The 20155-nt window shown below is 55.6% G+C and carries 15 protein-coding genes; 4 read left to right on the forward strand and 11 right to left on the reverse strand.

From position 1 onward, the window contains the following. Both RT018_RS02360 and RT018_RS02365 read right to left on the reverse strand, forming a co-directional pair. Window positions 1-1690: DUF4914 family protein (locus RT018_RS02360; protein WP_312938940.1), on the reverse strand; the 1690-nt coding region annotated here is incomplete at its 3' end. A 153-nt stretch (window positions 1691-1843) separates the two neighbouring features. Next, window positions 1844-2176 (reverse strand): DUF3870 domain-containing protein, encoded by a 333-nt coding sequence (locus RT018_RS02365; protein WP_312938941.1) that lies wholly within the window; start codon window positions 2174-2176, stop codon window positions 1844-1846. 318 nt (window positions 2177-2494) lie between these two features. Here RT018_RS02365 and RT018_RS02370 point away from each other — a divergent pair, with 318 nt between their 5' ends. Further along, the gene (locus tag RT018_RS02370; protein WP_312938942.1) at window positions 2495-3385 is read left to right on the forward strand and encodes a DUF4392 domain-containing protein; all 891 of its coding nucleotides are present in this window, start codon (window positions 2495-2497) and stop codon (window positions 3383-3385) included. Between the two features lie 283 nt (window positions 3386-3668). Here RT018_RS02370 and RT018_RS02375 read toward each other — a convergent pair whose 3' ends face one another. Then, the gene (locus RT018_RS02375; protein ID WP_312938943.1) at window positions 3669-4097 is read right to left on the reverse strand and encodes an EamA family transporter; all 429 of its coding nucleotides are present in this window, start codon (window positions 4095-4097) and stop codon (window positions 3669-3671) included. A gap of 292 nt (window positions 4098-4389) precedes the next feature. Here RT018_RS02375 and RT018_RS02380 point away from each other — a divergent pair, with 292 nt between their 5' ends. Both RT018_RS02380 and RT018_RS02385 read left to right on the forward strand, forming a co-directional pair. Beyond that, on the forward strand, window positions 4390-5877 hold the full coding sequence (locus tag RT018_RS02380; protein WP_312938944.1) for an FAD-dependent oxidoreductase: 1488 nt from the start codon (window positions 4390-4392) through the stop codon (window positions 5875-5877). Between the two features lie 156 nt (window positions 5878-6033). Then, entirely contained in the window at window positions 6034-6486 is a 453-nt protein-coding gene (locus RT018_RS02385) for a redoxin domain-containing protein (RefSeq protein WP_312938945.1), read from the forward strand. Between the two features lie 114 nt (window positions 6487-6600). On the opposite strand, the gene carB is transcribed toward RT018_RS02385, so the two are convergent. The 8 genes from carB to RT018_RS02425 form a co-directional block, all read right to left on the reverse strand. Next, a complete protein-coding gene (carB, locus tag RT018_RS02390) occupies window positions 6601-10614 on the reverse strand; it encodes a carbamoyl-phosphate synthase large subunit (protein ID WP_312938946.1) in 4014 nt (1337 codons plus the stop codon). Beyond that, the gene (locus RT018_RS02395) at window positions 10614-11714 is read right to left on the reverse strand and encodes a carbamoyl phosphate synthase small subunit (RefSeq protein WP_312938947.1); all 1101 of its coding nucleotides are present in this window, start codon (window positions 11712-11714) and stop codon (window positions 10614-10616) included. Before RT018_RS02395 ends, carB begins: the two co-directional genes overlap by 1 nt. A gap of 352 nt (window positions 11715-12066) precedes the next feature. Next, window positions 12067-12369: a hypothetical protein gene (locus tag RT018_RS02400; protein ID WP_312938948.1), complete on the reverse strand. Its 303-nt coding sequence runs from the start codon at window positions 12367-12369 to the stop codon at window positions 12067-12069. A gap of 347 nt (window positions 12370-12716) precedes the next feature. Next, window positions 12717-13724, reverse strand: a complete 1008-nt coding sequence (locus tag RT018_RS02405; protein WP_312938949.1) for an ATP-binding cassette domain-containing protein — start codon at window positions 13722-13724, stop codon at window positions 12717-12719. Continuing rightward, window positions 13721-14422, reverse strand: a complete 702-nt coding sequence (locus RT018_RS02410; RefSeq protein ID WP_312938950.1) for a GTP-binding protein — start codon at window positions 14420-14422, stop codon at window positions 13721-13723. The genes RT018_RS02405 and RT018_RS02410 overlap by 4 nt, the downstream gene beginning before the upstream one ends. A 2-nt stretch (window positions 14423-14424) precedes the next feature. Next, the gene (locus tag RT018_RS02415; RefSeq protein WP_312938951.1) at window positions 14425-15672 is read right to left on the reverse strand and encodes an ABC transporter substrate-binding protein; all 1248 of its coding nucleotides are present in this window, start codon (window positions 15670-15672) and stop codon (window positions 14425-14427) included. Window positions 15673-16129: 457 nt separating this feature from the next. Beyond that, entirely contained in the window at window positions 16130-17806 is a 1677-nt protein-coding gene (locus RT018_RS02420; RefSeq protein WP_312938952.1) for a DEAD/DEAH box helicase, read from the reverse strand. Between the two features lie 64 nt (window positions 17807-17870). After that, window positions 17871-18170, reverse strand: a complete 300-nt coding sequence (locus tag RT018_RS02425; RefSeq protein ID WP_312938953.1) for a hypothetical protein — start codon at window positions 18168-18170, stop codon at window positions 17871-17873. 745 nt (window positions 18171-18915) lie between these two features. On the opposite strand from RT018_RS02425, the gene RT018_RS02430 reads away from it, so the two are divergent. Then, on the forward strand, window positions 18916-20019 hold the full coding sequence (locus RT018_RS02430; RefSeq protein WP_312938954.1) for an iron-containing alcohol dehydrogenase family protein: 1104 nt from the start codon (window positions 18916-18918) through the stop codon (window positions 20017-20019). The last annotated feature ends 136 nt before the right edge of the window (window positions 20020-20155 follow it).

Raw genomic sequence — 20155 nt, forward strand, 5'->3', positions numbered from 1 at the left:
GTAATTCCGGACGGAGGAACTTGGGGGGAATGTGCTGTCCGTCCACCTTCATGTCCTTCAGGCAATAGCCCAAAATCGGGCAGGGTGCGGGCGTCAATCGGTCCATGCGCATATTCACACCGCCGCGCCGGGCCAGATATTCGCGAGCAATCCACTCCGGAGCAAACCCCACCTGATAAATGCCGATATTCTGATTAGGCGTCAGCACATACCGGGTGGCCGTGCAACGGAGAATCTGCTCCAGCAGAAGATTTGCCTGCTTGACACGCAGGCCTGTGGCAAAGGGCCAATATGACCCCACGCCCTCCGCCGCCAGCGCCGAATCCCCGTTGACAGAGGGGTTGTTGTAGCCCCGAGGCGCCACCAGCCGCCACAGCCACGCCAGCGCCGGAGGCAGAATGTGCAGCAGTCCCACAATGCCATAGCTGGGACGCTGCGCCGTTGACGGGGGCATCCGCACGCCAAAGCTACGCACGTTCACCTCCACCGGCCCGGTGACGATGTTGTCCACCAGCCGCCGGGGAATGATGACTCGGGGGTTGGAGCAGGGCCGTCCCGTGGAATCCAGCGTATGCTCCCACAGAAGGCAGGTGGAATTGGGTACGCCGTCCAGATTAAAGAAAATCAGTGGCTCCTTCGTGTGGATGGTGATGCGCTCATACAGCCGATCACAGCCATATTCCGTAATGCCGTCCACTCGGACAAACCAGCCGTCTTCTCCGTCCGCCAGAGCCAGCTTTCCGTTTGTCGGCTGGAAATCCGGCGGGCAGATGGCCATGTCGTCCGTCACAGGCTGAATGGTACAGGTGTCACTCATGCTAATATAGTGGCGGGTCCCGCTGATGGAGTTCACGCCCACCAGCACCCGTCCGTCGGAGTCCCGATGCACATCTTCCAGCAGCTCGCTCTTTCCGCCGCCGGACGCGCCTTCGTGCATCATTACCATCTCGTTTTCATAGGGGGTAATGATTCGGGCGGCGGAAGCGTGAGCCGTGACCCAGCCCTCCTGCTCGCCAATGTCCAGCAGCACGCTGTACACGCCTTTTTTCGCCGAGGGGCCGGGATAGAGGTTATAGGAAAAAATCTCATGGAGCTTTTCTCCCCGGCTGTGCACCACCACCTGCCGCCCGCCGAAGCGGGTGTGGCGCAGGGGCGGGGCCACATAAACGATGGCCCGGGGCTCAAACTTCTCCAGTTCTCGGACATTGACAAAGGCCTGAAGTTGGGAGAGCGCAAACGCAAAAAACGCCGCGTTTCGGGGACACACCAGCACCGCTTCGTAGCCATAGTCGTATCCTCCGGCCTTGAAGGGCACCACAATCAACTCCTGCCCAGAGAGCCAGCGGAACGTCTCCTCCCGCACCTCGTCAAAGCCGTAGCCATATGTGTCTTCAAACCGGGGCTTGTCTGTGGGCTGATCGTCAGCAATGCGCATGCAATCCGGGTCCCGGCGGCGCATATAGTCCTCCGTGTAATTCACCACAGCTCCGTTTTTGCAGCGGACCACGTCCGCCTCGTGGACGGGCCGCCCATCCACGTCGTACACCACGTCAATTCGGGTGGTGTGCTCGTTGCCGAAAATCAGCTCGTATAGCGTTTCCTTGCTCTCCGGAACGATGACGCTGGGACTGCAGTCCACGACTGCGGCCAGTTCCTCCGGCAATACAAAGCGTTTTAATATCTCATTCAAATCCGGTCCCTCGCTTCCAGTGCACATATCGAATAATTTTTAATCATTTGGTTAAAAAAATTCATCCATTAAATCGATTAACTATAACATATTTTTCGGTGTGATTCAAGTCCGTTCCACGCTTTTCGCAGGTCTTTCACAAGGTCGCCCGCACTAAATACTCTCCCCGCATTGCACGGCGCGATAGCGGTTGGCCGCGTCCTTCAGACAGGCGATCAAAGGCTTTTGCGTCAGCGCGAAATAGCGGGTGCGGATCTCCGTCTCCATTGTCGCCAAATCCTCGCTGAGGCGGCGGCCCACCAGCATCTCCCGGACAAACACCGCCGTCACGTCCAGAATTGTGTTGCAGGCGGCGTCCACAATTAGCCCCGTGTCCCGCTCCAATACCAAACTGATATAAAACTCCCCATGGGTCTGACAGATGGCGTCGCCCCGGCTGGGCTTGGCCTGTCCCACCACCAAAATCGTGTTTTCCGGATATTCCATAGCCGCCCCTTTCCATTTCCTTTCAGGGAGACACCGCTCCGATTTCATCTCAATCCGGCACGGCATCATGAAGTCGTTATACCACAATTTTCGCCGAAAATCCAGCGTGAAATTTGCCGCCCGTGCCTTGACGGCGCGGCGCTTCCCTGCTATACTGTGCCCAGAGCAAAGCGGTCCGCTTTGGCTTTTTGATTCGTTTTTGCCCGCGTGGAACGTCTCTCCGGCGTTTCCTCCCGCGGCCAAGATCCACGAATTTTGTGTTACACAAAATCAGTGGGTCTTTTTTTGTTGAAAAGGCCCTCTCTCGGGAGGTATTTCATGGATTTTTACGAACAGCTCTGGGCGCTTCTGCGCCGTGACGAAACAGGCCGGGGCCTTGCCCGGTGGCTGCCCGCCCCGGATTTCGACGCGTTGACTGACACACTGCTCTCGGCAGAGCGGGCAGTAATTCTCACCGGCTTTCCGGTGGACTGCGGCGGCGTGTTCCATGGCGAGACGGACGGCCCCTCCGGCGCGGCGAATCTGGCCCGTGCATTGATGACGGCGGGCTGCAATGCAATCCTGCTATGCGGAAGCGCCCCCCTTCCGCAGGTACAGGCCGCAGCCGATGTTCTTGCTCCGGGGACCGAGATTGTCTGTCTTCCCGACAGAGTCACGGCGGCCTTTGCCCAAGGTCTTTTGAACCGGATCCGTCCCACTCACTTTTTTACCATCGAGCACCCCGGCAAAAGCGCGGACGACCATTTTTACAATATGCACGGATGCGTAATCGACGACATGGTGACGGACGCGGAGATCTTTCTGCCCCTTGCTCGCCGGATGGGGGCCGTCACCGTTGCCGTGGGCGACGGGGGAAACGAGCTGGGGCTGGGCGCGCTGCGCCCGGTGGTGGAGGCCCATGTCCCCCACGGCAAGCGCCTTGCCGCCGTGGAGCGGGCAGATTTTACGATGGTATCCGGTGTGTCCAATTGGTGGGGCTGGGCGGCGGCCGCGCTCTTGTCCGCTGCGATCGGACAGCGTCTGCTCCCCACCCCAGAGGAGGAGCGAATGGCGCTTGAAGCCGTCGTGGCCTCCGGCGGTGTGGACGGCTGCACGGGAAAGTCCACCCTCTCGGTGGACGCGCTTCCGTTGTCCTTCCATCTGGAGCAGCTTCGCCACATGGAGGACACGCTGTGCACCGCTCCGTCCCGCACGCTCCGCGTCATATAGTCTCCTTCTCTCCGGGAGAAGACAACAACCGGAGGATCTTTTCCAGCGCTGTTTCCTCAGGATCAAGCTGACTCTCAGGGAGACACTCTGGAAGGCGCGGCATAAAATGGGCATTCATACGGCGAGATTTTTGTCGGCCATGGAACACACCTGCAATGAGATATGCGCGGCGGGGGCGAACGGGGATTTCCCGTCCGCCCCCGCCCATTGTCAGTTCCCTAAGAAAAATCCGGTGTTTTGCCACTCTCTATTGATGCGCTTTTCTTTTGCGCTTCAAAGAAGTTTATCTGTTAATCAGAAACAGCCCCAGCATGCACACCAAAATCCCCACAATTTTTGTGGGGCTGATCGTCTCGTGATAGGCGAACACACCCACAAAAATCAAGCAAACAGCCAAAATACTGCTGTAAACCAGTTGCCCGCTGCTGACGTTCCAGCCCGCCTTATACATATAAATAGACCCAGCCTCCAGGCCCACCACCGCAAGGCCCAATATAAAACTGCTCCAGTTGATGTTCTGGTATTCCCGGAATAAAGAGCCGCCCCGATTCAGGGCAAAATACATCAACGCAGAAAATGCCGCGCCGATGACATACGTCACGGTCAGAGCCGCAAAGGGATTGATTTCCGCCGGCGTCTCCTTGGAGCACACGTTGTAAAACACGTTTGAAAGCACCACCAGTGCAATCGGCCAAATCATTGAAAACGACATTATTCTTCCTCCACGGCAAAACAAGACAGCCGAACCAGCCGGACTGTCGAAAAATACATTTTTGGGCTATACTATATGGTATCATACCGAATTTCTGATTGCAAGGCGAATCCGCTCCATATATAAATGTCGAAATTTTCCTTGAAAGGCTTGACGAAGGGGAGGTTTTCGTTAAAATAAGAAGCATGAGAGACAAGCATGGGAAGACGCTCACTTCGGTGGCCGCGCGACATACCGTTGATGAGGAATGGCCCCCCAGGCCCGGGATAGGATATAAAGGAGGCATTGCAGGTTGACGCATTTTGATTTGGTCATTGTAGGAAGCGGCGCGGGACTGATGGTGATGGAGGCCGCCTTGGAAAAGGGTCTTCAGTGCGCGCTGATTGAAAAGGCGAAGCTGGGCGGAACCTGCCTGACAAAGGGTTGCATTCCGTCAAAAATGTTGGTTTATCCGGCGGATTTCATCCGGGAGGCAGAGCGATCCTCCCGCATCGGCGTCAATGTGGGGCAGCACACCATTGACTGGGAGGTCATTTCCCGCAGAATGTGGGCACAGATCGACTTCCATAAAACTATTGAAAAAAATTTACAGGAGCTTCCGAATCTGACGCTGTATAAGGGCACCGGCGCTTTTACCGGTCCGCGCAGCATGACCGTCCTGCGTGAGGACGGGACGGAGGAGGAGATCACGGGAGACAAATTTCTGCTGGCAGTGGGGGCCAGGACCTCCGTTCCCTCGGTGGAGGGATTGGAGGAAGCCGGATATGTCACCTCAGAGACGTTTTTCGGAGAAAAGTATCCAAAAAATCCATGGAAAAGTCTTGTCATCATCGGTGGCGGATCCATCAGCACGGAATTTGCCCATATTTTTTCTGCATTTGGCACAAAGGTGACAATCCTTGTCCGCTCCGGTGGGATTTTGAACAAGGAGGAACCGGAGGTCGCAGAATTTGTCAGCCGACAGTTTACTGAAAATGGAATCGAAATTCTGACCCACAGCACCCCCGTCGCTGTTCGGGCGGAGGGCGGAAAGAAATACGTCACCGTGGAAAACAGCGCCACGAAAGAGCAATCCGTTTTAGAGTGTGAGGAAATTTTCATGGCCTCCGGCACTCGCTCCAATGCCGACACGCTGAACCTGCCTAAGGCTGGTGTGGAGACGGACAAGCACGGCTGGATTGTAACAAACAGCTATCTGGAAACCTCGCAGCCCGGTATCTGGGCGCTGGGGGACGTGAATGGAAAATACCAGCTTCGGCACAAGGCCAATTTCGAGGCACAGATTCTCAGCCAAAACCTGTTCTCCGGCGAAGGTAAGCGAGGGGTGCGCTATGACGCCGTCCCCTGGGCCGTTTTCACCCATCCGCAGGTGGCGCATCTGGGCCTGACGGAACGGGAGGTGCAGGAGAAGGGAATCTTGTATCAGACGGCGTACAACCACTTTTCCGAGGTGGTGGGCGGCCGGGCCATGGGCTATCACAAGCGGGACGGGGACGACGGGTTTGTAAAGGTCATTATTGGGTACGATAAAAAGCTGCTGGGCGTCCACATCGTGGGTCCGCAGGCGGCAGTGCTGCTTCAGCCCTTCGTGTATCTCATGAACGCCGGCTATCAATGCCAGAAAGTCCGGCGCGCCATGGCCGCCCGGGAGATGGACGACCTAAGAATCCTGTATCCCAATCTGGGGACTTATGCCCCCATCAACAACTCCATGGTCATTCATCCCTCTCTTAACGAGCTGACCGCATGGGTTTTCGAAAAAATTCATATTCCAGACTGAGTCTCCGGCCCATCCCGGTTTCATCCGCAAACCATAGAGACACCATTGCTTCCCCGGAAAGCTGTTGGATAACCGCGAAACACCCCAACCACAGGAGCATGACCATCCGGGCCGGGTCCGCTCCCTACACATTATTTGTAAAGAGGAGGATTCAGCATGAACGCAATTCAAGTGGGCGCAAAAGCCCCCGACTTCACCCTGTCCGACGGATTCGGCAAGGAAATCAAGCTCTCCGATTACCGGGGCAAACAGGTGCTGCTGTCCTGGCATCCCCTGGCGTGGACCAGCGTGTGCACCGATCAGATGCGGGCGCTGGAAACGCACTTCGACGCTTTCGCAGAAAAGAACACGGTGGCCATCGGGCTGAGTGTGGACCCCGCGCCCGGCAAAAAGGCATGGGCAACCGTTCTGGCCATTGAAAAAACGCCCCTTGTCAGCGACTTCTGGCCTCAGGGCAAAGTTTCGCAGGACTACGGCGTGTATATGGTTCACCACGGCATGTCCGGTCGGGCCAACGTGCTGGTGGATGCGGAAGGCAATGTGAAATGGGTCAAGGTCTATCCCATTGGGGAGCTGCCCGACATTGACGAGGTGCTCTCCGCCCTGTAAGGCAGCGGTTTGCCTGCAAAGGGTTTTCCTGTGTGAGGCGGCAGAGCAACGCCTCTCCCATTGATTAAAACGAGCGCGGGCTGCATATGCGGTCCGCGCCCGTTTGCTTTTCTCTTAGTATTCTGCGATACCCTCATATACCATCGTCGCATCGGCAGCGAGGGTCGTCTCTTCCTTGGAATAATGGACAACCATGTCCCCTCCGGAGGCTTTTACCGTGATATCCCGGTTTTTCGGGCAAAGGCCCAACTCCACTGCTGCCGCCACTGCGGCGCAGGCTCCGTCTCCGCAGGCTGACGTCTCGCCGCTGCCTCGCTCCCACACCCGCATTTTCAAAGTGCTCTCATTTACCACTCGGGCAAACTCCGTATTGGTCCGCTCCGGCGCAAGCACGCCCCGTTCAAACCGGGGGCCCAGCGCTGCCACGTCGACTTCGTCCACACGGGGGCAGAACACCACGCAGTGGGGGCTTCCCATGTCCACACAGGTGACGCGCCACTCCGTTCCCCCAATTTCCATTGGCGCATTCACAAGCTGCCGATCCACATCCAGCGAGGCCCGCCCCATGGACACACAGGCGGAGGAGACCTGTCCGTTCATGACGGAAAGCGCCACGGCACGAACTCCGCTAACTGTTTCAATTTGCAGTTTTTCCCTCTTTGTAAGACCCTTGTCGTGGAGATATTTTCCCATGCACAGCAGGGCGCTGCCCGACATGCGCCCCTCGGATCCGTCGGCGTTGAACAGGCGCATTTTCGCGTCGGCCGTCTCGGAGCGCTGCATCAGGACGATGCCGTCTGCCCCCACGCCGGTGTGCCGGTCACACAGGGTAATGCAGAGGGATTCCGGGCAGGTGATGGCCCCGTCGAAATCCTCCAGAAACACAAAGTCGTTGCCACAGGTCTGAAGCTTAGCAAAGGGAAGCTTTTGCCGCTTTGTCCGCAGGCGGCAGATATCCACCAGTTCCGTGTTCTCCTGCGTATAGCGGCTGGCGAGAATATCCGCCAGCGCTGCGGCGGTGTCCAGACTGGTGAGGCACGGAATCCCAAGCTGGACGCAGCGGTGGTTCAGATGAATAAAATCCCGGATATACTCCGGTTCCGTTGAGCCGGTGAGAATGACGAAGTCAATTTCCCCCGCCTCCAGCAACTTAAACACCCGGTTATCCTGCCCCAGCTTACCCACCACCTCCACATCCGCGCCAAGGCGGGAGATTTCATAAGCTGTACGCTCGGTACCGTAGAGCTTATAGCCCAAGTCCACCAGCTTGCGGGCGATATGGACCACCTCCGGTTGGTCCCGTCGGTTGACGGAGATGAGAATGCCGCCCCGACGTTCCCGCTCCACCTGATAACCTGCGGACACCAGCCCTTTAAACAAAGCTTCCTGCAAGTTTTTCCCAAGACCCAGCACTTCTCCGGTGGACTTCATCTCCGGGGAAAGGGTGGCGTTTGCGTCGGTGAGCTTTTCAAAGGAGAAGACAGGAACCTTAACGGCTACATAAGGCGGTGTTTTATAAAGTCCCGTGCCGTAGCCAAGGGTGCGCAGAGGCTGTCCCGTCATCACCCGGGCAGCCAAATCCACCATGGGCACCCCCGTCACCTTGGAGAGATAGGGAACCGTGCGGCTGGCCCGGGGGTTCACCTCGATGACATACAGCTCCCCCTGATAGATTAAATACTGGATATTGACAAGGCCTCTTGTTTTCAGGCTGAGGGCCAGCTTTTCAGAACCGTCCACAATGGTTTTCAGCAGCCGGTCGTTGATATTAAAAGGCGGATAAACCGCGATGGAGTCCCCGGAGTGAACGCCGGTGCGCTCGATATGCTGCATCACGCCGGGAATCAGCACGTCCGTCCCGTCGGAGATCACGTCCACCTCAAGCTCTCGCCCCTGAAGATACTGGTCCACCAGAATCGGTTGGCCGTTTCCGTTGGTCAGAATCGGTTCCATATAGCGTCGGACCTCCGCCTCGTTGTGGGCGATGACCATATTCTGCCCGCCGATGACGTAGGAGGGCCGCAGCAGCACGGGATAGCCCAGCTCCTCTGCGGCGGAAAGGGCCTGATGCAGGCTCAGCACCGCCCGGCCCTGCGGACGCTTGATGGAAAACCGCTCCAACAGCGCGTCAAATTGTTCCCGATCTTCGGCCATATCGATGGATTCGGCGGAGGTACCCAGGATTTTCACGCCCTGCGTGTCCAAGAACTTGGTCAGCTTGATGGCGGTCTGCCCGCCGAAGGCCACCACCACCCCCACCGGGCGTTCCACCTCAATGATGTGCAATACATCTTCGGGGCACAGTGGCTCAAAATACAGCCGGTCAGCGGTGTCATAGTCCGTGGAGACGGTTTCGGGGTTGTTGTTGACAATGACCACTTCATAGCCCAGTTTTTTCAGCGTCCATATGCAGTGGACAGAGGAATAGTCAAACTCAATGCCCTGCCCGATGCGGATGGGACCGGAGCCCAGCACCAGCACCACAGGCTTCCCGCTGCGTGGGAAAGAGCGGGACTCACAGGCTTTGTCAAAGCAGGAGTAAAAATAGGGTGTCTGCGCATCGAACTCCGCCGCGCAGGTGTCCACCATTTTATAAACCGCAGGCTTGGCCCCGCCGGGAAGCGCCACTCCACCGGACAGCCGCAGCAGTGCCCCGTTGGGATAGCCATACCGCTTGCCGGTTTCGTAATGCTCCGCAGTCAGCCCGTCCCTTGTCAGGGAGTTTTCAAATGCCGCAAGATTCTGGAGTTTGCCCAGAAACCAGCGGTCAATTTTAGTAATCTCGTGAATTTCCTCCACGTCCACGTCCGCTTTCAGCGCCTCAAACACCGTGAAAAGCCGTCGGTCGTCCACCCGGGCCAGCCGCTCCCGCACCGGCACGTTATCTCCGTCTTCCACAGGACGGTTCAGGGTGTCCACCCCGATTTCCGCACCCCGGACGGCTTTCATGATGGCCATTTCAAAGCCGGGCGCAATCGCCATCACCTCGCCGGTTGCTTTCATCTGGGTACTCAGCTTCCGGCTTGCGTCGACAAATTTGTCGAAGGGCCACTTGGGGATTTTCGCCACAATGTAATCCAGCGCCGGTTCAAAGCAGGCGCAGGTTTTGCCCGTCACGTCGTTCTTGATTTCGTCCAGCGTAAAGCCAAGGGCAATTTTCGCCGTGACTTTCGCAATGGGATAGCCCGTGGCCTTGGAGGCCAGCGCGGAGGAACGGGAAACTCGGGGGTTCACCTCAATCACCGCATACCGAAAGCTCTTAGGGTCCAGCGCCAATTGGCAGTTGCACCCGCCCACAATGCCAAGCTGGGAGATGATGTCCAGCGACGCGGTGCGCAGCATTTGAAACTCTCGGTCCGAAAGGGTCTGGGCGGGGGCCACCACGATGGAATCTCCCGTGTGGACGCCCACCGGGTCCAGATTTTCCATGGAGCACACCGCAATCACGTTGCCGGCGGCATCGCGAATTGTCTCAAACTCAATCTCCTTCCAGCCGAAGATGGCCCGTTCCACCAGGATCTGAGAAATGGGCGACGCGTCCAACCCTGTGGCAGCAATGATTTGCAGCTCCTCTCGGTTGGCCGCCGCGCCGCCGCCCGCACCGCCCAACGTAAACGCCGGGCGGACAATGACGGGATACCCGATTTGTTCTGCCACGGCCAATGCCTCGTCCACGGTGTTGGCAATGTCCGAAGGGATCACGGGCTGGTCAATGGCCTCCATCGCTTCCTTAAACAGCTCCCGATCCTCTGCCTTGGAAATGGCCGTCGCGTCGGTTCCCAGCAGACGAACTCCCTCCCGCTCCAAAAAGCCCTCCTTGGCAAGCTGCATGGCAAGTGTCAGCCCCGTCTGCCCGCCGAGTGTGGCCAAAAGACTGTCGGGCCGTTCTTTTTTTATAATGCGCTTCACTGTGGTCACGGTGAGAGGCTCTAAGTAAATCTCGTCCGCCATGGCCTGATCCGTCATGATGGTGGCGGGATTGGAGTTGCACAAAACCACCTCCACTCCCGCCTCCTTTAAAACGCGGCAGGCCTGGGCCCCCGCGTAGTCAAACTCAGCGGCCTGCCCGATGACGATGGGGCCGGAACCGATCACCAGTGTTTTCTTAATTGATGTATCCAAAGGCATTAGAGGCACTCTCCCTTCATCAGCGCGGCAAAGCGGTCAAATAAAAACGCAGTGTCCTCCGGCCCGGAATGGGCCTCTGGGTGAAACTGGACGGTGAAGGCCCTCAACGCTGGATAGTCAATGCCCTCACAGGTTCCGTCGTTGGCATTGACATAGCGGACGCGCCCGGAGGGCATAGAATCCGAATCCACCGCGTAGCCATGGTTTTGGCTGGTGATGTAGGTCCGCGGACCGCTCAGATCCCGGACGGGCTGATTCACGCCGCGGTGTCCGTACTTCAATTTATAGGTCCGTCCGCCCAGCGCCAGAGCCAGAAGCTGGTGTCCAAGGCAGATTCCGAACAGGGGCAGCTTCCCCGCAAGCTCCCGGAGCTGGTGAATCTGAAACTCCGCCTCTGCCGGATCCCCGGGACCGTTGGAGAGCATGAGGCCATCCGGTTTCCGGTCCAGCACCTCCGCCGCCGTGGTGATCGCAGGTAAAACCGTCACCTCGCAGCCACGCTTTTGAAGCTCCCGGATAATGTTGCGCTTGGCGCCGTAATCCAGCAGAGCCACGGAGTGCTTCTTCTCTCCCACCGGCGGATAGACCCGCGTCTCCCGGCAGGTGACGGCCGCCACCGCCCCCGTGACGGCATACGCTTCCACCTGCCCCAGCCTGGCGGGCGGCGCAGCGCAAATTGTGGCATTCATCACGCCATGTTCCCGGATGATCCGAGTCAGCTCCCGAGTGTCCACCCCGCAGATGCCCGGAACGTTTTCTTGTTTCAGGTACGCATCCAAATCCATGTCACAGCGAAAATTGGACGGAGTGGTGCACCACTCCCGGGCAATATAGCCTCGCACGGCGCAGTTCCCCTCGAAATCCTCAGGAATCACGCCGTAGTTTCCCATCAGGGGATAGGTCTGCAATACAATCTGCCCGTGATAGCTGGGGTCCGTCAGCGTTTCAAGATAGCCGCACATGCCGGTGGTAAACACCAACTCCCCCACCGTGTCCCCACTTGCGCCGAAGCGAATCCCTTCAAATACCTGCCCGTCCCGCAAAACCAGATATGCCTTTTCCATGCCTTCCAACCATCCCTTTCCCGTTTGCAAGCCCATTTTGGCGACTCCTGTTCAGTTAAAAATATTATCTGCTTTTTCGGTTCTTTCGTCAATTGATTTACGGGAAATTATTCATTAATATATGTATAATATCCTACGATTCACACCATTTCTTTTTGTCTGTTTTGTTGCAACGCTTCATGGACATCGCATTTACTTCACTGGTATTTTCTTATATATAAAACTTTCTCGCACTATCAGCGGATATGTGTATTTTTATAATGCACGGTTGCACAAGCTCGAAGAAAGGAGTATCCATATAGGTTCCATTTTCTGCTGCATACGGATGCTCATCTGCTCCACGGGAAAGTCCAGCTCCACCTGCACCTTCCTCCTTCGCCGCAGGAATCTATCCGGGTGTGACCAGAAAAAAACCGTGGGTAATGCCATAATTGGTCATGACCACGGTTTTCTGATCCAGAAATGCCTGCTCACGCAGCGTTTCCAAATTATTATCGGAGGTGATGAAGATAGCCTCCACGTTTTTGTACGTCTCCGTCACGCTCAGCAATGCAGTCCCCTGTTCGCTTCCTTTGTAATCACAAATAAGCTCCGAAAACGCCCAGCTAAACTTGCAGTCCGGTTTTGCTACCTTCAAAAAGTCCTCCCAGATTTTGACCTGCTCGGTTTTCGCATCCATCTTTGCTTCCATCCCGTCTCCTTCTCCTCTGTCTTTGATTTTCAAAGTCAGAAGAAACAAAGGTAATACCTTAATAATTTGCTATCTGATATCATAGCATCGAATTGTCACCTGTCAAGATGCCACAAAATAATTCGGATTTTCCCACAAAGTGCACAGAACCATCCCTCTGAAATTTTGACGAAACCGGATAGGACGACTTATCCTTGCAAAAAGCTTTCGCACTAAATAAAAAACACAGAGCGCAAAACGATTTTCGCTTTGCGCTCTGTTTTACGCTTACGGCACTCCGGTGTTATCCATGACCTTTCGTGCAAGCCCGCCTGGTTTTAATGGGGAACACCTTCCCGTCCAGTTCTTTACCGATTTAAGTCGGCGGCAGAAAGCAAACTTCCGCTGCGCAGCTTGTGCCGCGCGTGCTGGACCACAGCGTCCATTTTTTCAAGCTCTTCCAGAAGCGCCTTCTCTTCGGGACTGGTTTCAATCACCGCGCTCACACCCCCGTTTTTTATGACGATGCGCTTGTCTGCAATCAGCGCCAGCAGCGGATCATGGGTCGCCATCAGCACAATTTTATCCTCGGCCACCAGTAATTCCAGTGCCTTCTTCCGGTCAATGCCCGCATTTTCAATCTCGTCAATCAGTACGATGGGCGAGGAGCTTAAAATTGCAGTGTCCGCAATCATCAGCGCCCGGGACTGTCCCCCGGAAAGGCTGGTCACGGGGGTATCCATGCGGAACTGCTCCCCTGCAAGGTTGTTGGCCTCCTCAATAATGCGGTCAATCACCGCGTCGGGGTCCTCCCGCAGGCGGCTTTGGGCGTGAAGCTCCAAAAATTCCCGCACAGTCAAATCCATCACGAAATTCATGTTCTGGGAGAGCTGGGCCACCAGCTTGTTGTTGGAGGAAAACCGCCACTTATTGTCGGGAATCTCTTCGTTAATTAGAATACTGCGCCCGGTGGGCGTGTCGTTCTGGGCGGCCCACTCAATATCCGCCAGCAGGCGGCTTTTGCCCGACCCGGTGGGGCCCACAATGGAGACGATTTCGGAGGCGTGAATTGTGAACCGCTCAAAGCCCTCTGCCCCGCCGGACTTGTCATGCCCGGGAAGAATGGTCAGCGAGCGCACCTGATTGAACGCGTCCAGACCCAAGAACTCCTGCATCTGGGCTATGAACACCTCAAGGTCAGACAGGAGCTTTTCCCGGTCAATGGCCAGATCCTCCAGCTCGTCCTGCGTAAAATGCTCTAAATACTGGGGAAACGTCAGCTCCCCATAGCCGGAGACGTCCAGCTTGTTTTGCTCGAAATACGACGCCGCGTAGGGATACTCCGCCAACAGGCGGGCAATGCTTAACTCCATCATTGTTTGTCCACCCCCAGGTCCATTTTCTTCACGTTGCCCATCTGGAACGCCTCCCCGATGCGGGTTTCTCCCAGACAGTAGGAGCAAAGCGCCGCAGGCATCGGGAAGCGCAGCTGCATTCCCTGCACCGAGTCCACCTTCTGGGACGCGTCGTAAATCAGGGTTCCCAGCTCGTAGGCCCCTTGGCCTGTCAGCCCGTTGACGTGCATGGTGACCGCCTTTGGATTCACCGAGCTGACCCGAGAGGCAAACACCTCCCGTTCCGCCTGCGAAACGATGTCTCCCTTGGTGATGACTACCAGATCGGCGGACTTCAGCATGGGCCCAATTTTCTTTGGGGTGTTGATGCCGGAAAGATTGTCGATCACGCACACGCCCTTGATGTCCTTAATATAGGGCGAGCAGCGGTTGCACAGTCCGGCAGATTCGCTGATGAGTAAATCCAGCCCCGCGTGGTTTCCCCAGCGGACAATTTCCTCAATGTTAGAAGCAAAGAAATGGTCGGGGCACAGCGCACCGGAAAGCCCTTTTTTCACAGGCACGCCCGCCTTTTCATAGGCCACGTCGTCGTCGGTATACAGACAGTCAAATTTCACAACGCCTACCCGGATGTCCCGGCTTTGCAGGGTGGCGATGGTTTTCAGAATCACTGAGGTCTTCCCCGACGAGGGAGGGCCCGAAAAAATCGTCAGATTCATATTTATTCCTCCTTATATGCCCGGTAAAACAGCTCCTCTGTGGTTTTGATCAACTGCCCGATGTCATGCTGGTGAATATAGTCCCACCCCAGCCACATAAAGCCCTGATCCGGCCGCAGACCGTTTTCCACCAGCGGATTGGTGGAGGGGAATTTCCCGCTGGAGGTGAAGACCTGGCCCACCTCCTTTGAGAACAGGAAGTCCACGAAGGGCTTGACCTTTTCCTTAGATGCACTCTTTGCCAACAGGAAAATCGGGCTCACAATTGCACCGTCCTTGGGCCACACGGGAATCATGGGGCCCTTGGCGTCCAGCATCTGGGTGAAGAAATAAGGAGCGATGGTCACGGCGGGAACAGCGTTCTCTCCCCTTTTCATGTGGGATTTCACCATCTGGGCGGGATGCATGCTGCGCAGCATGGCACGGCCCAACTTGGAGACGCCCTCTTCGCCATAATAGCGGTAAATGTGCAGAAGCAGCGCGTTGAACAAATCCAAGTCCCGGGTAGGAAGAGACACGCTGTTTTCAAACTCCGGGCGAAGAAGGTCCGACCAGCTCTCCGGACAGGGCCGGTCCCCCAGCGCGTCGGTGTTCACCATGAAAATGGCGGGAACCACCCCGATGATGGCGTATTGCCCTTTGGGGTCCTTCAAGCTCAGGTGCTCGTTTTCAAAATCCGGGTTCAAATGCTTCACGCCGGAAATCTCCTCAAATACCCCCGCGTCCCGATACTGCCCCATCAGCGTCTGGTCGAAAAAGAGATCAAAGCCTGCGGACAGGTAGAGATCGGACAGCCCTTCAGGGTTACCACCCGCCTCCAGCACCCGCTCCTTGATGTGGTCGAGCCCCATACTGGCGGCCTGTAAGCTATAATCCACTTCAAAGCCAAAGCTGTCTTTCTTCTCGTTGAACCAGCCTTCAAACCGCTCCAGCAGAGGAATGCGGATGGGGCAAGGTAAAACGCCCTCAATGCGCACATTGGCCCCGGTTTCCTTTTTCATATGGGCAAGACCCGTGGAAGCGCTGTACTGGCTTTGCTCAATTGCGTCCTCCAGCTTTTTTACAAACAGCTCCACATTGATTTTTTTGCTGCGCAGGGCTGTCTCCAGTGAAATGGTCTTGCCCATCGTTTTTCTCATCATCTCATTTTTCAGCGTCTCAAAGCCGTTGGCTGCCAAAAAAGCAATCAATTCGGGGTAATTTTCCGTAATATCGTAAATGCTGTCCGTCACCTTAAAATAATTTGCCATAATAGCCTCCCTTTTAGGTCAGTTCGGTTTTGTCCGTTCTTGGTTTCTATCTGTTCTTTATAGCTGAAGTATACCACAATCGCGACGTTAACCGCGTTGTAATTCCAACGTTTTTAAAAGTTCCGCTTAAAATGCACGGTGGTTTAGGAAATACTGGACCATCTTTAGACAAGCGGGGTAATGAAATTGGGAAGCCTGTTCGCATGTGGAGGCAGGCTCCTATGAAGGTCCTCTTCCCCTTGCGCTTGAAGGCAAGCGCGTTTGGATCGGCTGAAAAGTTGCCTGTCAAATTTTTGTGGATCAGGCAATTGAACAATCATCTCACGCTTTTTAAAAGTAATATTTTTCAAACACCGCATAAAATATCCTTCTCCCCCGCGAAGCAGGTCGTAACGCAAAAAGGTCCTCCCCTTTCGGGGAGAACCTTTTATCTCAATCAATGCTACGGTAAACGCATTTACACGCCATAAGAGCGGTGCTTCGCCTTTTTTGCCCAGGGCTTTGCGGCGCCGTGATGCGCAGGTTTCTTTCGGACCTGCTGCTCCGGAACCGGCATAACATGGACGGGCTTGCCGCAGATTTTGCATCCCCGCATAGCCCGCATAACCTCCTCCAGCAGATCGGAGGGAACCTGAACGGTGGAAAAGGATTCAGAAATCTGCACCTTGCCGACATCGTGAGAGCTGATGCCCGCCCGCTCTGTGACGGCGCCGATGATATGCCTCTCCGTGGTTCTGTTGGCCGAGCCAACGCTGACCACAAAGGCGGACATGGGGCGACGCTCCTGCACTCTGGCCTTTTTCCCCAAAGCTGCGGGGACGCTCAAATCCTTCAGCGCCTTGGTGTCATGAACATGCGAAAGGCCCATCAGCGTGACAGCGATTCGCTCCGGCGCATGCCCGCGCCGAATCAGCTCCTCCACCACTTCCGTGTGGAAAGGAAGCGGCTCGGACTTCATGGCCTGTTCCAGCTCCTTGAGGGTCCGTTCGCGATTAACCTGTTCAATGTCAGACACTCTGGGCAGCGAAATCGCCTCGATGCCGGAACGGGTGCGCGCCGCCAGCCGCTGAAGCTGGATCACCTGCATCCGTCCGCAGCAGAGAGTCACTGCCGTACCGGCCCGGCCGGCCCGGCCGGTACGGCCGATACGGTGGACATAGGAATCGGGTTCTTTCGGAATATCAAAATTGATCACATAATCAAGGTCGCTGACGTCAATTCCCCGGGCTGCCACGTCGGTGGCTACCAAAATGGAGACGCGGCCCTGACGGAAGCTGTTCATCACCGTGGTGCGCTGAAGCTGCTTCATATCCCCGTGCAGACCCTCCACCGAAAATCCGGCGGCACTGAGCTGCTCGGTCAGCTCGTCCACCATGGTTTTGGTATTGGAGAAAATGATGGCCCGGCAGGGCTGATAGTAATGAAGCAACAGTGTCAGCGCTTCAGGCTTCTTCTTCGGGGGAATTTCCACGTAGACCTGCCGGATATTTTCCAGCGTAATCTGCTCGCGGTTAATCTCAATGCGAACCGGATCCCGCTGAAACTGCTGGGCTATGGTCAAAATCTCCTCTGGAATGGTGGCGGAGAACAACACGATCTGTCTGGTTTCCGGCACATCCTGCAAAATGACCTCGATATCCTCCCGAAAGCCCATGTTCAGCATTTCGTCGGCCTCGTCCAGAATGACCATTTTCAAATGGCGCAGATTCAGAGTGCCCCGGCGCATATGGTCCATAATCCGGCCCGGAGTGCCGATGACCACGTTGGCAGACTGCAATTCCCGGAACTGCCCTCGATAATCTCCGCCGCCAAAGATATCGGCAACGTTTACATAGGGAAGATGGCTGGCCAGCTTGCGGATTTCCCCTCCGCACTGGCGCGCCAGCTCCCGTGTGGGAGAAAGCACCAGAACCTGTACATTCCGTGAATCCGGCGAGATGCACTCCACAGCGGGAATGCCGAAGGCCACCGTCTTTCCGGTTCCGGTTTGGGAACGAGCCAAAATATCGGCACCGGTGCGGATCAGAGGGATGGACTCTGCTTGAATGTCAGTGGCTTCCGTAAAGCCCATCTCGGTCACTGCTTCCATCAGTTCCGCAGAGAGAGCCAATTGGGAAAAGGGTTGGTTTGTCATGAATTTCCTCGTTTCAATCAATTTTCAATCTACTAAGCATCCTGCTAAAGGCCTTTTCGTCGAGTTAAAGACTCTTGGCACTCTTCTTCGCAGGGGTTCTTTTCTTTAAGGCGGCCTTCTGTTCCAGTAGGGCCCGCTTTTTTTCTTCTTCCTCCGCAAGGCGGTTATTCAGTTCTATTTCCGCAAAGGCCTGCGTCATCTTCATTTCATTGCTCATACGGTCCTTTGCAGCGGGGTTGCACAGACTGAGAAATGATTTAAATACGGCAGGACAGAAGAACTTTTTTTCTCCGTATTCTTCTGAAAACAGGACCGTGATTGTTGCCGAATCCTGAGAAATAATCGTCCCGGTTCCAAATTTCAAATGATTCACCTGTTCGTGTACAAGATTGATTTTAACTCACCCATTCATTCCGTTTTATTATACGGCAAACTATCGGCCGCTTCGCTTTTTATGCCATGATATGCAGCAGTTTATGCTCCTATAAAAACAAAACTCACATACTTTGCGGAACATCAAAACAATGTCCTACAAAATATGCGAATACAAAGAAATTATATTGACTGCTTTTATAATAACACATTTAGTTATAGTTGTCAACCGCCGATTCCATCAAGCGTTCAGGAAGCGGCATTTTAACCGCCGGAACGCAGGAATCGGCAAACCTGATTGGGAACACACAAACCGCCGCGTTGTCACCCTTCATGTTGTGTTTTGCATAATTATTTTTAAATGTACGCCCAATAATTATTGCAGTATTGCCATTGACTCCGCGCATTAATTTTTGCTATTCTTAAGAACAACAAAGGCAATGACGAAGAACGCCGACGAAAGATGGTTCACAGAGAGCCTGCGTATGCTGAAAGCAGGTAACCGGGTATCGTCCAAGCAATCCCTTCTGAGCCGGCGACCGAACACTTTGGTAAGTAGAGTCGCACGCGTAGGCTGCGTTAGTGCCATGGGCTTGTTGGAGCCTGTAAAGTGGCATGGTTTAACCGCCGTGCAATTTGAGTGGTACCGCGGAGTTGATTTACAGCTTCGTCTCAAAGTAAAACTTTGGGACGAAGCTGTTTTTGTTTTGTCCCACAAAATTGGGAGGATAAACACGATGAGTTACACCAACTGCCTGCCCGCCTGGAGCGTGGGACCCGACTGCTATAAGGACGTTTATGGCATCGTTCGCCGCTTCGGCAAAACCGCTGCCGTGATTGGCGGCAAAACCGCACTTTCCAAGGCCTACGAGCCTCTGAAAGAAGCCCTCAGCGGTACGCCCCTCACGTTGTCCGAGCCGGTCTGGTATGGCGACAACGCCACCTACGAAAACGCCGCCGCGCTGGAAGCGGTGGACGCCGTCAAATCCGCCGACATGATTTTCGCCGTGGGCGGGGGACGGGCGGTAGACACCTGCAAGGCCGTGGCCGAACATCTGGACAAACCTCTGTTCACCTTCCCCACCATCGCCTCCAACTGCGCGGCCTGCACAGCCATCGGTGTGTTTTACAATCCTGACGACACTTTCCGGGATTACTTTTACCCCACCCGCTGCCCGGAGCATACCTTTCTGAACACAAAAATTGTCGCGGAAGCGCCGGAAGCCCTCCTGTGGGCCGGGATTGGCGACGGACTTTCCAAGGAGTGCGAGGTGGAGCTGGCCTCTCGCGGACAAAAGCTGTTCCACACCACGCTGCTAGGCGCCCAGCTGGCCCACTCCTGCACGAGCCCGATGGTGGAATATGGCGCCACCGCCATGGAACAGTGCCGCCAAAACACCCCCGGCTATGAGCTGGAGCAGGTTGCCCTTGCCATCGTGATGTCCACAGGCATCGTCTCCAACCTGACCACAGATGCCACAAAGTATTATTTCAACAGCAGTCTGGCCCACTGCGTTTATTACGGCGCCACCATGGTGCCCGCCTCCGGCGGGAAACACCTGCACGGGGAAATTGTGGCTTTCGGCGTGCTGACGCTGCTGACCTATGACAAGCAGTTTGAAGAGCGGGACCGGGTGATGCGCTTCAACCACTCCATCGGTCTGCCCGTCACGCTGGGCGAAATTGATCTGGTGGAAGAAAACCTGCAGACTATCGCAGACAAGGCCGCCACCGTTTTGGAGTGGACCAAGGCCCCCTATCCTGTTACAAAAGAGGCGTTCATGCAGGCCATGCGGGACGCGGACGCCGCAGGCAAGGCCCTGCTGGCAAGCCAGCGGTAAGGCCGTATATAAAAGGAGAGAGTAGAATGAAAGCGATGAACCGTACTGCCGATCTTCTCAATAAAAATCTGGCGCTTCTGGCTGTCGTCGTGGCGGCATTTGCGCTGGTCGTTCCCTCCGTGTGGGTAAAGCTGGC

It is taken from the genome of Oscillibacter sp. (assembly GCF_032060045.1).
Lineage (GTDB): Bacteria > Bacillota > Clostridia > Oscillospirales > Oscillospiraceae > Oscillibacter.